This is a genomic window from Pirellulales bacterium (assembly GCA_035939775.1).
In the GTDB taxonomy this organism is placed as follows: Bacteria; Planctomycetota; Planctomycetia; order Pirellulales; family DATAWG01; genus DASZFO01.
This window is the reverse complement of record DASZFO010000350.1, coordinates 30,473-44,879: the sequence shown is the minus strand read 5'-3', so window position 1 is coordinate 44,879 and position 14,407 is coordinate 30,473. Positions and strand designations below refer to the sequence as shown.

16 protein-coding genes are annotated in these 14,407 nt (G+C 59.0%); 9 read left to right on the top strand and 7 right to left on the bottom strand.

The window, feature by feature from the left end:
• Positions 1-3: 3 nt before the first annotated feature.
• Positions 4-237 carry a DUF2007 domain-containing protein gene (locus VGY55_22570; protein HEV2972770.1) on the top strand — a complete coding sequence of 78 codons (234 nt, stop codon included), beginning with the start codon at positions 4-6 and terminating at the stop codon, positions 235-237.
• Positions 238-263: 26 nt separating this feature from the next.
• Here the strand turns inward: VGY55_22570 and VGY55_22565 are convergent, their stop codons facing one another.
• The 3 genes from VGY55_22565 to VGY55_22555 all read right to left on the bottom strand — a co-directional run bounded on the left by VGY55_22565 (position 264) and on the right by VGY55_22555 (position 2,343).
• The gene (locus tag VGY55_22565) at positions 264-839 is read right to left on the bottom strand and encodes a cytochrome c oxidase assembly factor Coa1 family protein (protein HEV2972769.1); all 576 of its coding nucleotides are present in this window, start codon (positions 837-839) and stop codon (positions 264-266) included.
• Between the two features lie 155 nt (positions 840-994).
• The gene (locus VGY55_22560; protein HEV2972768.1) at positions 995-1,756 is read right to left on the bottom strand and encodes a hypothetical protein; all 762 of its coding nucleotides are present in this window, start codon (positions 1,754-1,756) and stop codon (positions 995-997) included.
• Between the two features lie 143 nt (positions 1,757-1,899).
• Positions 1,900-2,343 (bottom strand): hypothetical protein, encoded by a 444-nt coding sequence (locus VGY55_22555; protein ID HEV2972767.1) that lies wholly within the window; start codon positions 2,341-2,343, stop codon positions 1,900-1,902.
• 11 nt (positions 2,344-2,354) lie between these two features.
• On the opposite strand from VGY55_22555, the gene VGY55_22550 reads away from it, so the two are divergent.
• Positions 2,355-2,630, top strand: a complete 276-nt coding sequence (locus tag VGY55_22550; GenBank protein ID HEV2972766.1) for a hypothetical protein — start codon at positions 2,355-2,357, stop codon at positions 2,628-2,630.
• An 87-nt stretch (positions 2,631-2,717) separates the two neighbouring features.
• Here the strand turns inward: VGY55_22550 and VGY55_22545 are convergent, their stop codons facing one another.
• The 4 genes from VGY55_22545 to VGY55_22530 form a co-directional block, all read right to left on the bottom strand.
• Positions 2,718-3,230 (bottom strand): STAS domain-containing protein, encoded by a 513-nt coding sequence (locus VGY55_22545; protein HEV2972765.1) that lies wholly within the window; start codon positions 3,228-3,230, stop codon positions 2,718-2,720.
• 59 nt (positions 3,231-3,289) lie between these two features.
• On the bottom strand, positions 3,290-4,090 hold the full coding sequence (locus tag VGY55_22540; GenBank protein HEV2972764.1) for a PPK2 family polyphosphate kinase: 801 nt from the start codon (positions 4,088-4,090) through the stop codon (positions 3,290-3,292).
• 58 nt (positions 4,091-4,148) lie between these two features.
• Entirely contained in the window at positions 4,149-4,460 is a 312-nt protein-coding gene (locus tag VGY55_22535) for a carbon storage regulator (GenBank protein ID HEV2972763.1), read from the bottom strand.
• Between the two features lie 365 nt (positions 4,461-4,825).
• Positions 4,826-5,569 (bottom strand): UvrB/UvrC motif-containing protein, encoded by a 744-nt coding sequence (locus tag VGY55_22530; GenBank protein HEV2972762.1) that lies wholly within the window; start codon positions 5,567-5,569, stop codon positions 4,826-4,828.
• A 559-nt stretch (positions 5,570-6,128) separates the two neighbouring features.
• Between VGY55_22530 and VGY55_22525 the strand changes: the two genes are divergently transcribed.
• The 7 genes from VGY55_22525 to csrA all read left to right on the top strand — a co-directional run bounded on the left by VGY55_22525 (position 6,129) and on the right by csrA (position 14,337).
• Positions 6,129-7,685, top strand: coding sequence for a porin (locus VGY55_22525; GenBank protein HEV2972761.1), 1,557 nt, complete (start codon positions 6,129-6,131; stop codon positions 7,683-7,685).
• 755 nt (positions 7,686-8,440) lie between these two features.
• Positions 8,441-9,421 carry an agmatine deiminase family protein gene (locus tag VGY55_22520; GenBank protein ID HEV2972760.1) on the top strand — a complete coding sequence of 327 codons (981 nt, stop codon included), beginning with the start codon at positions 8,441-8,443 and terminating at the stop codon, positions 9,419-9,421.
• Between the two features lie 225 nt (positions 9,422-9,646).
• Positions 9,647-11,161, top strand: coding sequence for an ATP-binding protein (locus tag VGY55_22515; protein ID HEV2972759.1), 1,515 nt, complete (start codon positions 9,647-9,649; stop codon positions 11,159-11,161).
• Positions 11,139-12,542 carry a sigma-54 dependent transcriptional regulator gene (locus VGY55_22510; protein ID HEV2972758.1) on the top strand — a complete coding sequence of 468 codons (1,404 nt, stop codon included), beginning with the start codon at positions 11,139-11,141 and terminating at the stop codon, positions 12,540-12,542. Before VGY55_22515 ends, VGY55_22510 begins: the two co-directional genes overlap by 23 nt.
• A 219-nt stretch (positions 12,543-12,761) precedes the next feature.
• On the top strand, positions 12,762-13,613 hold the full coding sequence (locus VGY55_22505) for a hypothetical protein (protein HEV2972757.1): 852 nt from the start codon (positions 12,762-12,764) through the stop codon (positions 13,611-13,613).
• Positions 13,610-14,029 carry a response regulator gene (locus tag VGY55_22500; protein HEV2972756.1) on the top strand — a complete coding sequence of 140 codons (420 nt, stop codon included), beginning with the start codon at positions 13,610-13,612 and terminating at the stop codon, positions 14,027-14,029. The genes VGY55_22505 and VGY55_22500 overlap by 4 nt, the downstream gene beginning before the upstream one ends.
• A gap of 101 nt (positions 14,030-14,130) precedes the next feature.
• Complete coding sequence (gene csrA / locus VGY55_22495) at positions 14,131-14,337, top strand: carbon storage regulator CsrA (protein ID HEV2972755.1); 207 nt, start codon at positions 14,131-14,133, stop codon at positions 14,335-14,337.
• Positions 14,338-14,407: the final 70 nt, after the last annotated feature.

Genomic DNA, 14,407 nt, shown 5'->3' with positions numbered 1-14,407 from the left:
GAGATGGAACTGAATGACCCAGTAGAGGTCTACTCGACAAATAATCAAAACGAGGCGGAGATCATTCGAGCAGCCCTGCTCGGCGAAGGAATTGCTTGCCAGATCACCGGCGAAGGACAGGCCGGATTGGCCGGCATCGGCACGATGGAGATTACAATTGTCGTGCGGGCCGCCGATTACGATCGCGCCCGCGCGTTTATCGAGGAGCATCAGCGTGCCGCCGAGGAAGAACCGTAGTGCGCGAGCGTCCGATTCAACGGTGCTTACTTGCCGCTGGGCGCGGAGGGGACGTCGTCGAGCTTGATATTCAGGTCCGGGGGCGCTTCTTCGGTCGTGGTGGTCTTCGGCTGCGGTTTGGTGGGATCGAATTTCTGCACGTCGTCCGGCTTGCCGGCATTGATTTCGCCGGTTAAATCGAGATGCTTTCCCTCGACTGAGCCATCGAGAGGACGCGTATCGACCTCGAATCGTGGGAAACCCCAGATGCCGTCGATCCTTCGGGCTAGCGCCGCGACGTCGGCCGTGCCGTTAGGTCCCGAAATCGAGAAATTCATCGTCGCCTCGGGCATGTTCGGATCTTGATTGACGGTGCCGTGCGGAGTCCAGCCGCCGCTGATCGGCGCGCCCAATTCGGCGCTCACCTGCTTGCTGTTCTTGACCGCATCCCAGGCGATCTTAAACGGCTCGCTCAAGAGCATGCGGCCGAACAGGTAGTAGTATCCGCCGCCCGCGGAGATTCCGACCACCAAGACCAGACCGACGACGAGCCACTTCCAATTCCGCCGCCACCATCCGCGTCGCGGCGCCGCTTCGACTGGCTGTTGTTGGGCTGTAGTCATGATTCCACCTGCTCCTCCGTTTGTGGATCGCTCGCCGTTCATTTTCCCAGGTTCCACCTGGGAGCACGCCGCCGAGAAGGCTCTGCCTTCGCATCCCCTTCGTCAAACCTCAACATGGATTACAGGCCACGCAGACCGATGCCGTGGCAAATGGTTCATCGCGCGTTGCGGCCGGCGTCTGCGCCGCGGCACCACGCAATCTTCTCCGCCGTTGTGGTCGGCTTCGCGCCCATCATCACTACCGCGCTGGCTTCAGGTTTCTTCGGAGCCGGAGCCATCGGCACTGCGGCAATTGTCGCCGTGGCAATTGTCGCGGTCTCTTCGGTAGCAGGCGGCTCAGCGAGAGCGCTCGCTGGCGCCTCGGGCATTTCACTCGGCGCGGCAGCCTTTTTTGTTCGCGCCGCCGCAAGAATCTCAGCCGTGGACGGTTTTTTCTCGGGGGGCGCAACCGCAGCGGGCTTCGCGGCGTCGACCGCGGCGGGCTTCGGCTTTGCCGGCGCCGGGATCCCCTCGCGTTTCATCGCCCCTTGCATTCTCGCCAATTCGATCGGAGAGAGCTTCTTTTCCGCGGTGGCTGGCTTCTTCTCAACCGGCAGTTCCGACGCCGGCGCAGCCGCTGCTGGCTTAGTCGGAGCGGGTTTGGCCGGGGCAGCTTTTTTCGCCGCCGGCTTTGCTTCCGTCGTCGGGGCTGCGGCCTCCGGCTTCGGGACGACTTTGACGAAATCCAAGTCGATATCGTACCAACCGATGTTCGCGATGTAGTCCTGAAATTCGATCAGGGCCCGGCCGCTCATGTTGACCGTCTTCACCAGCCCGACTTGCCCCTTGAATCGAGCCAACTCCGGCCGGCTCTCGTCCACGACGACATACTTGTCGGTGTACTCTCGCTTCAATGTTTCGATTCGCTCGAAAACCATATTCCGCCGCTTGCCAGTGCGATACGAAAAATCAATGCGCGAGGCGTAATGCTGCCGACGACCGATACATTTTCACCGATTTCGCTCGTCAAATCAAGGCTGTTACGGCTGGATGTCTCTGATCCTAAGCCGCCGCAGGCCATTCAAAATGACAGAGTAAATGAACCCGCCTGTCCATTATAGAAGAGTGTGCCGCGAGCAAGGACATCGCGTCCGATCAGCGCCTCAAATCCTTGATAGGCAAGCTCGGCTTCAAGAACCGGCATTGTGATCGACACGACATGCTCCTGGCTCGCCCCCATCACAATTCCAAGCGACACATCGTAGAGATCGCAAGCGTGTCCCAAAGTGCCGCTGGAGGGAGTATAGACTTGGGTGGTCCCGGTGGGCGACAAACCGAGTTTTCGCACGATTAATGGATCGATGCAGGTGCATATCGCGCCCGTGTCGATCAAACCATGCGCAATCACCATGTCGGGGACTTTGATCCCATTGGCGGTCAGGGCCTCCGCCCGCGGCTTGCTCACCAACAACCCAATCTCCACCAAAGGTCCGATCGGGCCAATCGACATGGTTAAGATCGACATCGTGAAACTTCATGCGCTATGAATTGAACGCGATCGATACTTTGAATCTGCTTGACCATGAACGGCGACAAGCCAAATCGGCCGTAGCCTTCGCGCAAGGCGTCTTCATAGGTTCCCCATACCCCGACAACGTCGTCGCCGTGAATCAGGACAAACCTCCCTTCGTCACCTGCGGCCAGCAGATTCGCCTTCTCTCGTTCGTACGTCATGTTTTCGGCGATCAAACTCTCTTCGACTTTCATCACGGCATCCTCGCATTGAATCGTTATACGTTCGGCGTCGAATGAGAATCCCCCGTCGCTCCGAACCTACAACCAATTGTATCACACGGTCGTAGTTCAAGTGACAGGAGTATTCGACACCGTAGTGCTAGGCTAGGGCGTCCCCGGCTGCGATTGGCCCAATTCGCGGGCCAATTGGTCGGCGACAGCCTTGAAGGCCGGCGCGCTGGGGCAGGGGAGTTCGGAAAGCCGCTGATGACATTCCAGGACGTGCAGGCCGAAATCGCGCTTTTCCAGTTGCGGGGCCGAGAGCGGCGCCCAGGGACCAGCCGGCTCGGGGCAATTGTCGACGCAGTGGAACAGCTTGTCGAGCCGAGTCGCGCCCAGCAATCGCCGCCGCGTTTCTGGCTCGGCGCACACGGTCAGGCGCAGGTTCGGCTCTTGTTGTCCGCGTCGATACAGCCCGACAAGGCAGCCGAGAAACGTGCTATCGAGATACTCGCAGGCGAAGAGATCGACCGAGAGCGTCAACTCGCGCCGCTGATCGAGACATTGGGCGGCGAATTCGCGCACGGCCGGACTCTCGCGCAGCGTCCCGCGCCCTTCGACGCGGATTACATACCCGTCGTCCGTGCGAGCCGCCTTGATTTCCGTCGGCATCGACATCGCCAGCTTCCCCGATGATCCGGTGGGTTGGATCGATGGAGATTAGCTTACACGATGCCCTACTCGATCACCAGCTTGGTCAAGTCCTTCGCAGCGGCGGGAAACTTCGGGTCCATCTGCTTTAGCGTCTCATGAACGACGCGGCCAACAACCAAATTGCGATACCATTTGTGGTTGGCTGGGACGATATACCAGGACGCGTGATCGGCGCCGCATTCGGCGATCGCGTCTTCGTAGGCCCGCTGGTAGTCGTCCCAGTATTTCCGCTCCGCCACGTCGGCCTCGCTGATCTTCCAGAGCTTGTGCGGATCTTCGATCCGCTTGAGGAGCCGCTCGCGCTGCTCGTCGCGGCTGATGTGCAGGAAGAACTTGAGGATCGTGGTTCCCTCCTGCGCGAGAAACTTCTCGAACAGATTGATCTTCTCGTAGCGGCTTTTCCACACCGATTTCTCGACGAGGTGGTGGACCCGCACCACGAGCACGTCTTCGTAGTGCGAACGGTTGAAGATGCCGATTTGTCCTTTCGGCGGCACGGCTCGATGAACTCGCCAGAGAAAGTCGTGCTCCAACTCTTCGCTATTGGGCTGTTTGAACGAGACGACCTTGCAGGTCTGCGGGCTAACGCGGCTCATCACGTGCCGGATCGTGCCGTCTTTGCCCGACGTGTCCATCCCTTGGAGCACGATCAACAGCGCGCGGCGGTGCTCGGCGTAGAGACGGTAGGCCAGCTCATCGAGGGCATCGGCATTCTTGGCCGCCTCTTCGAGCGCGGCCTGTTTCTCGATCCCGTCGTGAAAATCCGGATCGAAATCCTTGAGCTGGACCTTCGCGCCGGGCTTGACCTTCAGCGGTTGTGACATGCCTTCTAGGCTAATCCGTCGCGGCGAAATTGCAACGCCGGCCCAAGCGCCTCCTGGGTCAGGTCATCAGCGGTGTCGTCGAGGCGCTTGGGACACGGCGCGCGTGGAGCTTGGCAGCTAGCGGTCGACTTCCAACAGCGGAGGCCCGTTCGCCAGGGTTTTTTTCGCCGTGGCGGCGCGGGCGCGGGCGCTGCGGCCGCGGCGCGGCGGGTGATTGCGGCAAAGGGGGCAATTCTGACCGGCGCACCTGCACCTCGCGCGGCGCCTCGATGCCGACCCGAATCGCGTCGCCGCGGACCCTCAGGATGGTGATCTTTATGGCGTCGCCGATCAGGATTTGCTCGTTCACCTTCCGCGAGAGAACCAACATGGCACACACTCCTTTGCATGGACCGGGGATTAGGATCGCTTGACCTTGGCGATCCTCCCCTAATGCAGCCCCCGTGCCAGATGATGCGAGCGATTTACCGATGCGGCGGGAAGCCAATATCGGCATGGCATTTAGAAAATCACCGCAGCGACCAATCCAGTCGCCAGACCCTTGCGATAGTGTACATATCTACAATAGTTGGGGTGCCCAAGATTACAATCGCTACAATGCGAATGGATTGCCACGATGGAAAGGGATTCGCGTCGAAGCCGACGCTGCTAGCGTCGGGGAACCGGCACGGGCATGGAAGCCGACGCTAGCAGCGCCGTCCAGGCATTCTTCGATACGATGCCCCATCCAGTTGGCTATCGACGGGCTTCGCCGCGGCGGGCGAGCTTGTCGCGGAGTTTGGCCGCCAGCTCATATTCTTCGGCGGCCACGGCATCGGCCAATTGCTCGTCGAGCGTGCGCCCGACCTGATAGTGCGTTCGCATCGACTCTTTCAACTCGACGAGCCGGCTCACCAGCTCGTCGGAATCGAAGCGATCGAGCGCTTCGTATTCGGCGAACAGCTCGCGGAACCGCTCCAGGCCGCGATTCACCTCGCCAATCGCCGCCTCGGGACCGTTCTCCTCGAGTTCCGCCAAGGCGCCGGCCTGAACGCGATGGAACATCACGAACGGCCGATATTGCTCGTGCGAGACCGTCCAGTCTTCGTCTCCGGAAAACTTGCGAACGAAGTCCATGAACGCCAGGCTGTGATCGGCGTCGCGCGCCGCGCGGCGATATTCGCGCAGAGCGAGCCAACAAATCCGCCGGTGATAAAACTGCACGAACTCGCGATCGGCCTCCACGCATTGCTCGGGACTGAGCTGAAACGCCTCTCCCTCGCGAATCGCTTCGACCGCGAGATGCTCGTAGTAGGTTTCCGCGCCCCCCGGATGCTGACCGTCCGGCCGGCCTTCAGTTTCCAATTGCAACACGCCCATATCGACGCGCATCTGCAACACTTCCCGGCCATCGGCTGCCTTCACCCGCCGGGCAAGCACCTCTCCCGGCTGAAAGGGCCATTCCTGCAAAATGCGGTCGATATCGAGTCGTCGTGCCATGTGGATTAAGTCCGGAAGCCCGCGTGCAACGTCCGCCCCCCGCGGTAGCTCGTTAGTTCCGCATTCTTCGTTCATCTCACTCCGGCTGAATTATAACCACAAATTCAAGCCCCAGACCACGCCGTAAAACCGGCGCCCAAGGCCTTGATATTTTCGCGCCGGAGCATACGCGCCGCGGCGATACATCTTGCCGGATCGAAACAACTTCCGAAATACCTCGGCGCGCTTCCCCTCGACCAGCGGAAATCGAGGCTCCGTCAGCACAACTGGCCCCGCCGCGCAACTGCCAGCTAGGTTTGGGGCAAACTAGCGACTTCTTTCGGCGCCGGCCGACCTTGCCGGATTTCCCGGTCGATCCGATTGGCGCAGAAAATCGTCGGCTATCGAGGCCGCGTCTTGAAGCGATCTAACATAGTTCTTACTGAAATCCGGCCGATTCTCGTTGTGTCAAGGCTATCGATCAGGAGATGCCGCGTCGCCCGATGGAGCGAGGCGCGGCAGATGGCCGGGGGAAGATCCCCGACGTTTTTAACGGATTTTAAAGTGAAAGGATGTCCCCATGAGAGACGGACCTCGGATGGCCCTGGGCGGCCTCGTCGCCGCCTTCGTCGCGTGGGCCGGATTGAGCCAAGCGCACGGTCAACAGGGCTTCTACGCGCCCGTCGCCCCAGCCGGCTACAACGACGGCGCTGCCGCGAGCGATCAGAACAGCGTGATCGACGAGTTGCGCCGCCGTCTCGACGCGAATGAGGCGGAAATCCGCGCCCTGCGCGCTCAGCAGCAACAGCAGCAACCAGGCGTGAGCGCCACTCCGACTGCGTTCGACGCCAACGCAAATGCCAGCGCCGCTGCCGCTCCGGACGCTGCCAATCCGTTCTGCACTCCCAAGGAAGTGCCGATCATCACCAGCCCAACGTTCCGCGTCGGCGCCAAGGTGTTCATCGACAATGTGGACATCAATCAGAGCCAGCGAAACATCAACGCGACGGGCAACCCGAAGGAACTTGACTACACCGGCCTCACCTACCTGCGGCTCTACGCCGAAGGCTGGGTTTATGAGAACGTCGATTACAAGTTCGAAATCGAGTGCGCGAGCAATGCGATCGTCCCGGCCTTGGCAACTCCAACGGTCCAGAACCCTCCCGGCCCAAACGTCGCCGGCGCGACTTGGACGAAGACCCAGATCGTTGAAACGATCCAGCTCAAGGACATCTATGCCACGGTCCGCTACCTGCCGGTCATGGGCAATCTTCGCATCGGCCACTTCAAAGAGCCGTGGATGCTCGAAGAGCTGACCAGCGACGAATGGCTGGAATTCGAGCGGCGAGCGCTCCCAGACAACTTTGCTCCTGCCCGCAAATGGGGCGTCATGGCGTTCAACTACGTGAATGAAAACAAGGATCTTAGCTGGTACATGGGCACATTCCGCGACACTTTCTCGGACAATTCATTCATCGAGCGGAGCAACGAGGGAGATTGGAGCTTCTGCGCTCGCTCGGTTTGGCTGCCTTATTACGACGAACCTTCGGACGGGCGTTACTTGCTCCACGTGGGCACCGACTTCCGCGTCGTCGGCGCCGGTGGCAGCTTGACCAACCCGACCGACCAGAAGTCGTTCTCGGCGACCGAGGAAGCGTTGACGCTCAACCCGTTCACCAACACGGGGAACGTGAACTGCCTTAGCTACGAGGAGTACGATGCGGAGTTGGCCATGATTAATGGGCCGTTCTCGGTCTCCGGCGAAGCAACCTGGGTCACGCTTAACGACGTTAGCACCGTTACTGGCGCGACCACTGGCCGCTCGGCCACTTACAAGGGCGCCTATATTCAGGCGAGCTATTTCTTGACCGGCGAAAACCGCGGCTACGACCGTGAAGCCAAGCGATTTTCCACTGTCAAGCCGTATGAGCCCTTCTTCCGCGTCCGCACCTGCGATGGAGTCTGCATGGGCAAGGGCGCCTGGGAAATTGCGGCGCGACTCTCCTACATCGACATGAACAGCGTTGTCTCCGCGGGCAGTGGGGCTCAACCCGCCCCCATCAAAGGCGGCGAGATGACCGATACCACGCTCGGAGTCAACTGGTATCTCAATCAAGATTCAGGGGATATAGCTTAGGTTGCGTTCGCAATTGAATTGTGTTGCAAGTCCTTTCCCGGTTTGATCGTTCTGTAGCTACCATATTGCGACAGCATTATAGGCGCGTTGGTCTTGTGCGGGCAATGTTGTCCCCAATTCGTCCCCAGACGAAACCGCACTGCGGCGTGCCGCTGGCGGCTCTCGCGAGCGGCCATTGATTTGCGTTCGTCGAACTTCGTTACTACTTCGGCGACGCATTCTTCCGACTCATCGCCGCAGCCATCACTTGCCAAATCTGCGTGTAGTCCCGTCTTTGAATTGCAATGTCTCGTGCGATTCTAAACGCAAATCGTCTTGCTCAGAATGAGTCGATTCCAACGACGATCTGGCCGATAAAATCACCACGGATCATTGGATCCGTCTCTCATCCTTCGCAAGCTAAATCTCCTAGCTTGCGGAGGAATTTTTTTGGCAGACCAGCCGAAAACCGCCTGAAGCCGAAGTCGTTGGCTACGGGGATTTTTGCTGGTATCGCCCTTCTCGACGATGTTATACTGCTTCGGCTGTCCGCAATCGGACTGTTTTCCGGGGGAGTCGGAACACTCCCGCCATCGGCGTGTGAGTTGATGTTCAAGAGGCGACCTTTACTGACGCTCTTCGTCGCCGGTGCGATCCTCGCGACCGCCGGCTTTTTCGCTGGCTTTGGGGTGGAGGCGTATCGGACTGCCGGTTCAGCGTTGGCAGACCCACCGCCCGGTAGGACCAGTGTCGAACGCGTTCGACCGATAGCTGACGTGATCACCAGTGGACGCGTCGTGGGCGGCTTCGAGCATCAGGCGGCGATGATTCTCGGGGTCAATGAACTGATCCAATACCATCCTCAAACGTTGGCGCAAATCGTCGCCGCGATTCACGACCGGATCAAGATTATCGGCGTCGTGGCCAACTCGGACCAGCAAGCGAAAACCATCGCTTTGCTCAAGGACAACAATCTGCCCGAGGATTGCATCGATTTCTTTCAATGGCCCGTCGAGGCGATGTGGGTTCGCGACTACGCGCCGTATTTCGTGGTCGGGGACCATGCGACCGTTATCGACTACACCTATCCTGAACAGAACCGAGATCTCGAAGATAGCTTTAGCGTCGCATTCGCCGCGACTTTCGGACTCCACTACACTCATGCGCATTTGACGTTGGAAGGCGGAAACCTGACGAGCAATGGCGACGGGCTTTGCATCACCACGACCCGAATCGGCGCCGGCAATGAGGCGCGCGGGTACAACGCCGAACGTATCGGACAGCTACTTCACGACTATTTCCATTTTGACCGCTGGGTTCATCTTAAGCCGCTGGAAGACGAACCGACTGGCCACACGGACATGTTTCTGACCGTCTGTGCGGTCAACAAAGTGATCGTCGGCTTATATCGCTCGGATGAAGACGCTGTCAACGCACCGATCCTTGATGAAAACTCAAGCGCCTTGAAGGGCGAGCCGACCAAGAATGGCCCGATGGATGTGATCCGCATTCCGATGCCGAGCCATAAGGACGGCAACTGGCGAAGCTATACGAATGTCATTTACGCCAACGGCGTCGTATTGGTTCCTCAGTATCCCGACACCGATCCCGATCTCGACAAAGTCGCCCTGAATGTTTTTCACGAGGCATTGCCGGATTGGAAGATGGTCGGCATCGACTGCTCGAAGCTAATCGCTAAGCGGGGCGCGCTACACTGCATTTCCCGCCAAGTCCCGTCGCTGGGCGACAATAAATAAGACCGTCGCATCGCCGCAACGGTACTTGCCACGTATAGCGTCAGGCCCGACGACACTGTCGGCCTTTTTTGTGACGTCGGCCGCAGCGCTTGCTTCGGTTCGATGCTTCTGAAGCCCGCCTCGCGAGGTTCATCTTGCATCTTCGGATGGATATGATGATTCTTGGCTGGCATTCGGCACACCGCGGTGGGCTGAAGGGGCTTGCGCCGTTGAAAGAGCTGGCAAATGGGCCTAAGACTGGGAACAAAGTTTTCCTGGACGATTTTCGGGATCGTTGCGATCTCGATCCTGAGCAGCCTCGTGGCCTTATACGCAGCTTGGCGCGTCAACAAGCGCCTGGAAGAGACCGCCCGAGAGAGCTTTCCAAATGTCCGCGCTGAGGAAGCGGAGATCATTCTTCGCGAACGCAACGGCTTGATTGCCTCGTATCTTCTCGACAAGGGAAATCCCGTCTGGGAGCAGAGATTCCGCGATTTGCAGCGTCACTTCCAAAGCTGGATTACAACGGTTCGCGAAACCACGTATGTTCCGGAAGAAGAAGAGGCTCTTCTGCTCCAACTGGAACGAACATGGACAAATCTCAGCGCGCGACAAGAAGAGGTGATCTCGCTCTTCAGGAAGGGCGAGGAAGTCAAGGCGAGAACGCTGCTGTTAAACGAGGTCAATGGCCGCCTTTCCAACGACGTCCACGACCTCTGCGATCAATTGATCGCGGTCAACGATCTTTACGTCAAGGCGATTATTGCGCGGGCCGAGACGCGTATGCAAGTGACGTTCTGGGTAGTGGGCATTTCCGGGATTCTGTCGCTCGTTCTCGGCGGGTTCTTGCTCTGGCTGTTCTTCTACCGAGTGCTTTTCCCGCTGCGAGGCATGGTCGCCGATGCGCGGTTGTTTCACGGCGATCACCGCGATAGTCCCGCCGACTCCGACCAAGACGAGCTGCGGATGATCGGCAATCACTTTCGCGACCTGATGTCGGACGTAAGCGACGCCCGGTCGCGATTGGATCGCAGTCACGATCGGCTTATGGCGGCCGAGAAGTTGGCGTCCGTCGGAAAGCTCGCCGCCAGTGTTGCACACGAGATCCGCAATCCGCTCACGGCGATCAAGATGTGGTTGTTTTCGATCCAGGAAACGGCCCGGGGAAACGTCGAGCTGAATCGCAAGCTGCGAATCGTCTCTGAAGAAACGACGCGGCTGGAGAGTATCGTCAGGAGTTTTCTTGAATTCTCCCGGCCGCCGGCGCTTCGCTGTCAGCCGCAAAACGTCGGCGCGGTGATCGAGCAGACGTTGGAACTTCTGAGACTTCGCTTGGAGGAAGGAGCTATCGGCGCAGAACACGCGACCCGCGAGGATTTGCCGCCCATCATGGCCGACGCGGCGCAACTCAAGCAGGTCTTTCTCAATTTGCTCGGCAATGCCGCGGACGCCATGACCGGAGGAGGCGAGATTCGGATCACGGCAACGGCTGAGAACGACGCTGATGGCCGTCCGATGGTGGTCGTGCGGATTCGCGATACGGGCGCCGGCATGCCTCAGGACGTTCAACGCCGAATCTTTGAGCCTTTCTTCACTACCAAGGAAACTGGGACCGGGCTCGGCTTGTGCATTTCCGCGCAAGTCATGGCTCGCCACGGTGGAGCATTGGTGTTGGAGTCGTCAACCGACAAGGGCACTACGTTTGCGGTTTGGGTCCCCATCGCGCGCGAGGAATCAGATGGCCAAAATCCTTATTGTTGACGATGAACCGAATGTCCTCCGGGCATTTGAGGAACTGCTTCCAAGACGAGGGCACTATGTTGACGCCGTCCGAGGCGCCGAAGATGCGATGAGCCGGCTGAAGGACGCCGATTGCGACTTGGTCATTTTGGACATCTGCTTGCCTGGGATGAACGGTCTGGATGCTCTCGCCCGGATCAAGCAGCTTCAACCGACTTTACCCGTCATAGTCATGACCGGACAAAGCACCACCAACACCGCGATCGAGGCCACGAAGCGCGGAGCATTCGACTACCAACTGAAACCATTCGAGCCGGCAGAAATGCTCCAGACAATTGCCAAGGCGTTGGAAGCGGCTCGGCTGATGAAAGGCCACCTCGCCTTGGGCCCCGAGACAATCGAGCCATCGACCGACGCAATCGTCGGCCAGAGCTCGCCCATGCAGCAACTCTACAAGGCGATCGGACGCGTGGCTCAGACTGATGCAACTGTGCTCATCCGCGGGGAATCCGGCACGGGAAAAGAACTCGTGGCCAGGGCGATCTATGAGCATAGCGTGAGGAGGCATTCGCCATTGGTCGTCATTAACTGTGCGGCCATTCCGGAGACCCTCTTGGAAAGCGAGTTGTTCGGGTACGAGCCAGGTGCGTTCACCGGCGCCGTGACGCGGCGGATCGGAAAGTTCGAGCAAGCAGATGGCGGTTCGATTTTTCTTGATGAGATCGGCGACATCCCGCTCATGGTCCAGGCGAAGATCCTGCGAGTCCTACAAGACCGGACTTTTCAGCGGCTGGGCGGCAATGAAACAATTCAGGCGGATGTGCGAGTGCTGTGCGCCACCAATCGCGACCTGGAAAAGTCCATCGCCGCCGGTGATTTTCGCGACGATCTCTACCACCGCCTTAACGTCGTTACGATCCACGTGCCGCCCCTGCGGGAGCGGCGCGATGACATTCCTTGTCTCGTCGATTATTTTCTGGCTCGTTCTTCACGAGCAGCCCACGTCGAGAGACCGCCGCTCGCGCCAGACGCGCTGGAGTCGCTTATGAAATACTCTTGGCCAGGGAACGTGCGTGAGTTGGAACATTTGGTTCAACGGCTGATCATTTTCAGCGGGGGGTACACAATTCAGGCTCACGATCTCCCTTGGGCCCAAACTCCAGCCGCGATGCACGATTTGAACGAGGATTCATGCCGGCAACTCGTACGAACCTATCTCGACTCGTGCAGAAGCGATCGGGCCTACCTGGACTTGGTTGAAAAGATTGAACGGCTCTTGATCGCGGAGGCCCTGCGGCGGTGCCAGGGCAATCAAACGCACGCCGCCCAATTGCTGGGACTGCCTCGCCCAACGCTGCATGCCAGGTTGCAGAAGTTCGGGCTCGATGCTCGCGGCGGCTAGCTCCGAGCGTCCGTTTCCTGACGTTACCGTCGGGATTCGGACGCCTGCAGGATCAATCGCGGGCGGCCAGGATCGCTTGATCGCAGCTTATACAGCGGCGAATAAAGCGGTTGCAACGACAGGCCGTGATTGCCTGTCGTTTGGCACCCTGATTGCTTGAGGGCAGGTTCTCCTGTTCTTTAATGAAGGCGGCTAATTCGTTGATCGGAGGGCCATCGCATGAATTCTGTTTGTGGAAACAAATTGGCATGGATGTTGACGCTGGTGGCGGCCGCCAGTTTGTCGGTCGCCTCAACCAAAACTGCCGCGCCGAGCGACGAGTCCAACGACGCGTCGTCCAAATTGCCCGACAAGACGTCAGTCAATCTGTTCGATGCGATAAAAAGGGGCGACATCGGCGTGAAGTTTATCCCCCATGATTCGCGCGACGGACAATTGCTCGTTATGAACAAGACCCATCAGCCTCTGACGGTGAAGCTTCCCGACGCTTTTGCGGCTGTCCCCGTTCTGGCTCAAGCCGCCGGCGCCGGCGGGAACACGACTCGCAAGAGTTCAAACAGCAACAATAGCAGCCAAAATCAGGGCGTGGGAGGCGGGGGTGGAATGGGCATGATGGGAGGCGGCATGATGGGGGGCGGCGGGGCCTTCGACGTTGCCCCGGAGAAGGTCGCCAAGATCAAGCTCGAAACGGTCTGCCTCGAACACGGCAAGAAAGAGCCGAACGCCCATGTCCCCTACGAAATCCGCCCCATTGAATCCTTCACGAGCGATCCGAACGTTCAGGAACTGTGCAAGCTGCTCGGCACCGGGCAGATCGACCAGCACGCCGCGCAGGCCGCCGCTTGGCATTTGGCCAACCACATGACCTGGGAGCAATTGCTCGACAAGAAAATCCATCACCTGATCGGCGGCGACGAAATCTATTTCTCCAGGGACGAGATTCTCGCGGCGATGAAGATCACCGATCGAGCGATGAAGCTGGCCGAAGCCCACGCGGCCGGCTCGCAGCCCGCGGGATCTCAGTCGCCATCGGCATCCACGCAGCAGAATTACGCACGGCCGCAACCATGAGAAGCATCCTCTTCGCCGACGACAACAAGAACATACGCGAATTCTGCAAACAAGAGCTTGAGGACGAGGGATACCGCGTTCTTCTGGCTCGCGACGGGGCGGAGGCGGCCCGTCTTGTGCAAAAGGAGCATATCGATTTGGCGATTCTCGATATTAATATGCCGATCGTGAATGGATTCGAAGCCGCTCAGCGAATCAAAGCCATCGCCCCTACGATTCCAATCATGTTCTTTACGGCACATGATGAAGATTGTGTGCGGGACCATCGCAGCCGGCTGGCCGCGGCCTGCGTTGAGAAGACCGACGACCTTGCCGAGTTGAAGCAGATAGCCGACAGGCTCTTGACGAATCGTGACGGGACTGAGCCATTTCGGTCAGGATTGCCGCCGACGACCATGTCCGCAAATTGCCCATGAACCGCACGACACGGAAACACGGACCGTTCGTCCACGACCCGCAGGGCTGAGCGAATAGCCCCAATCAAGCCTTTGCCATTTTTTCTCATGGAGGAATTGCCGTGCTAGTGCTTACTCGCAAGGCAAACGAAAGCATCGTTATTGGCTCGGTGATCCAGATTCAAGTGCTGAAGATCGAGAACGGCAAGGTCAAACTCGGATTCTCGGCGCCCCCGGACGTGCTGATCCGACGCACGGAAATTCCCGAGCGAATGCAGTCGAGCGATGGTGTGACCTCGTGCTTGAGCGACAAGAAGGGTTGTCCGTGAGAACAATTTGCGAGGTGATCGCCCCGTCTGTTGCTGCCGCAAGCCGATCCGATGCCGGTCAGGCAGAAAC

What these genes read in the sequence shown, in the direction of transcription:
- VGY55_22505 (HEV2972757.1), top strand. Translation starts at nt 12,762, where the DNA reads ATGAATTCTGTTTGTGGAAACAAATTGGCATGGATGTTGACGCTGGTG.
- VGY55_22550 (HEV2972766.1), top strand. Translation starts at nt 2,355, where the DNA reads ATGCGCTATGAATTGAACGCGATCGATACTTTGAATCTGCTTGACCAT.
- VGY55_22510 (HEV2972758.1), top strand. Translation starts at nt 11,139, where the DNA reads ATGGCCAAAATCCTTATTGTTGACGATGAACCGAATGTCCTCCGGGCA.
- VGY55_22540 (HEV2972764.1), bottom strand. Translation starts at nt 4,090, where the DNA reads ATGTCACAACCGCTGAAGGTCAAGCCCGGCGCGAAGGTCCAGCTCAAG.
- VGY55_22560 (HEV2972768.1), bottom strand. Translation starts at nt 1,756, where the DNA reads ATGGTTTTCGAGCGAATCGAAACATTGAAGCGAGAGTACACCGACAAG.
- VGY55_22515 (HEV2972759.1), top strand. Translation starts at nt 9,647, where the DNA reads ATGGGCCTAAGACTGGGAACAAAGTTTTCCTGGACGATTTTCGGGATC.
- VGY55_22545 (HEV2972765.1), bottom strand. Translation starts at nt 3,230, where the DNA reads ATGTCGATGCCGACGGAAATCAAGGCGGCTCGCACGGACGACGGGTAT.
- VGY55_22535 (HEV2972763.1), bottom strand. Translation starts at nt 4,460, where the DNA reads ATGTTGGTTCTCTCGCGGAAGGTGAACGAGCAAATCCTGATCGGCGAC.
- VGY55_22555 (HEV2972767.1), bottom strand. Translation starts at nt 2,343, where the DNA reads ATGTCGATCTTAACCATGTCGATTGGCCCGATCGGACCTTTGGTGGAG.
- VGY55_22565 (HEV2972769.1), bottom strand. Translation starts at nt 839, where the DNA reads ATGACTACAGCCCAACAACAGCCAGTCGAAGCGGCGCCGCGACGCGGA.
- VGY55_22570 (HEV2972770.1), top strand. Translation starts at nt 4, where the DNA reads ATGGAACTGAATGACCCAGTAGAGGTCTACTCGACAAATAATCAAAAC.
- VGY55_22530 (HEV2972762.1), bottom strand. Translation starts at nt 5,569, where the DNA reads ATGGCACGACGACTCGATATCGACCGCATTTTGCAGGAATGGCCCTTT.
- VGY55_22500 (HEV2972756.1), top strand. Translation starts at nt 13,610, where the DNA reads ATGAGAAGCATCCTCTTCGCCGACGACAACAAGAACATACGCGAATTC.
- VGY55_22525 (HEV2972761.1), top strand. Translation starts at nt 6,129, where the DNA reads ATGAGAGACGGACCTCGGATGGCCCTGGGCGGCCTCGTCGCCGCCTTC.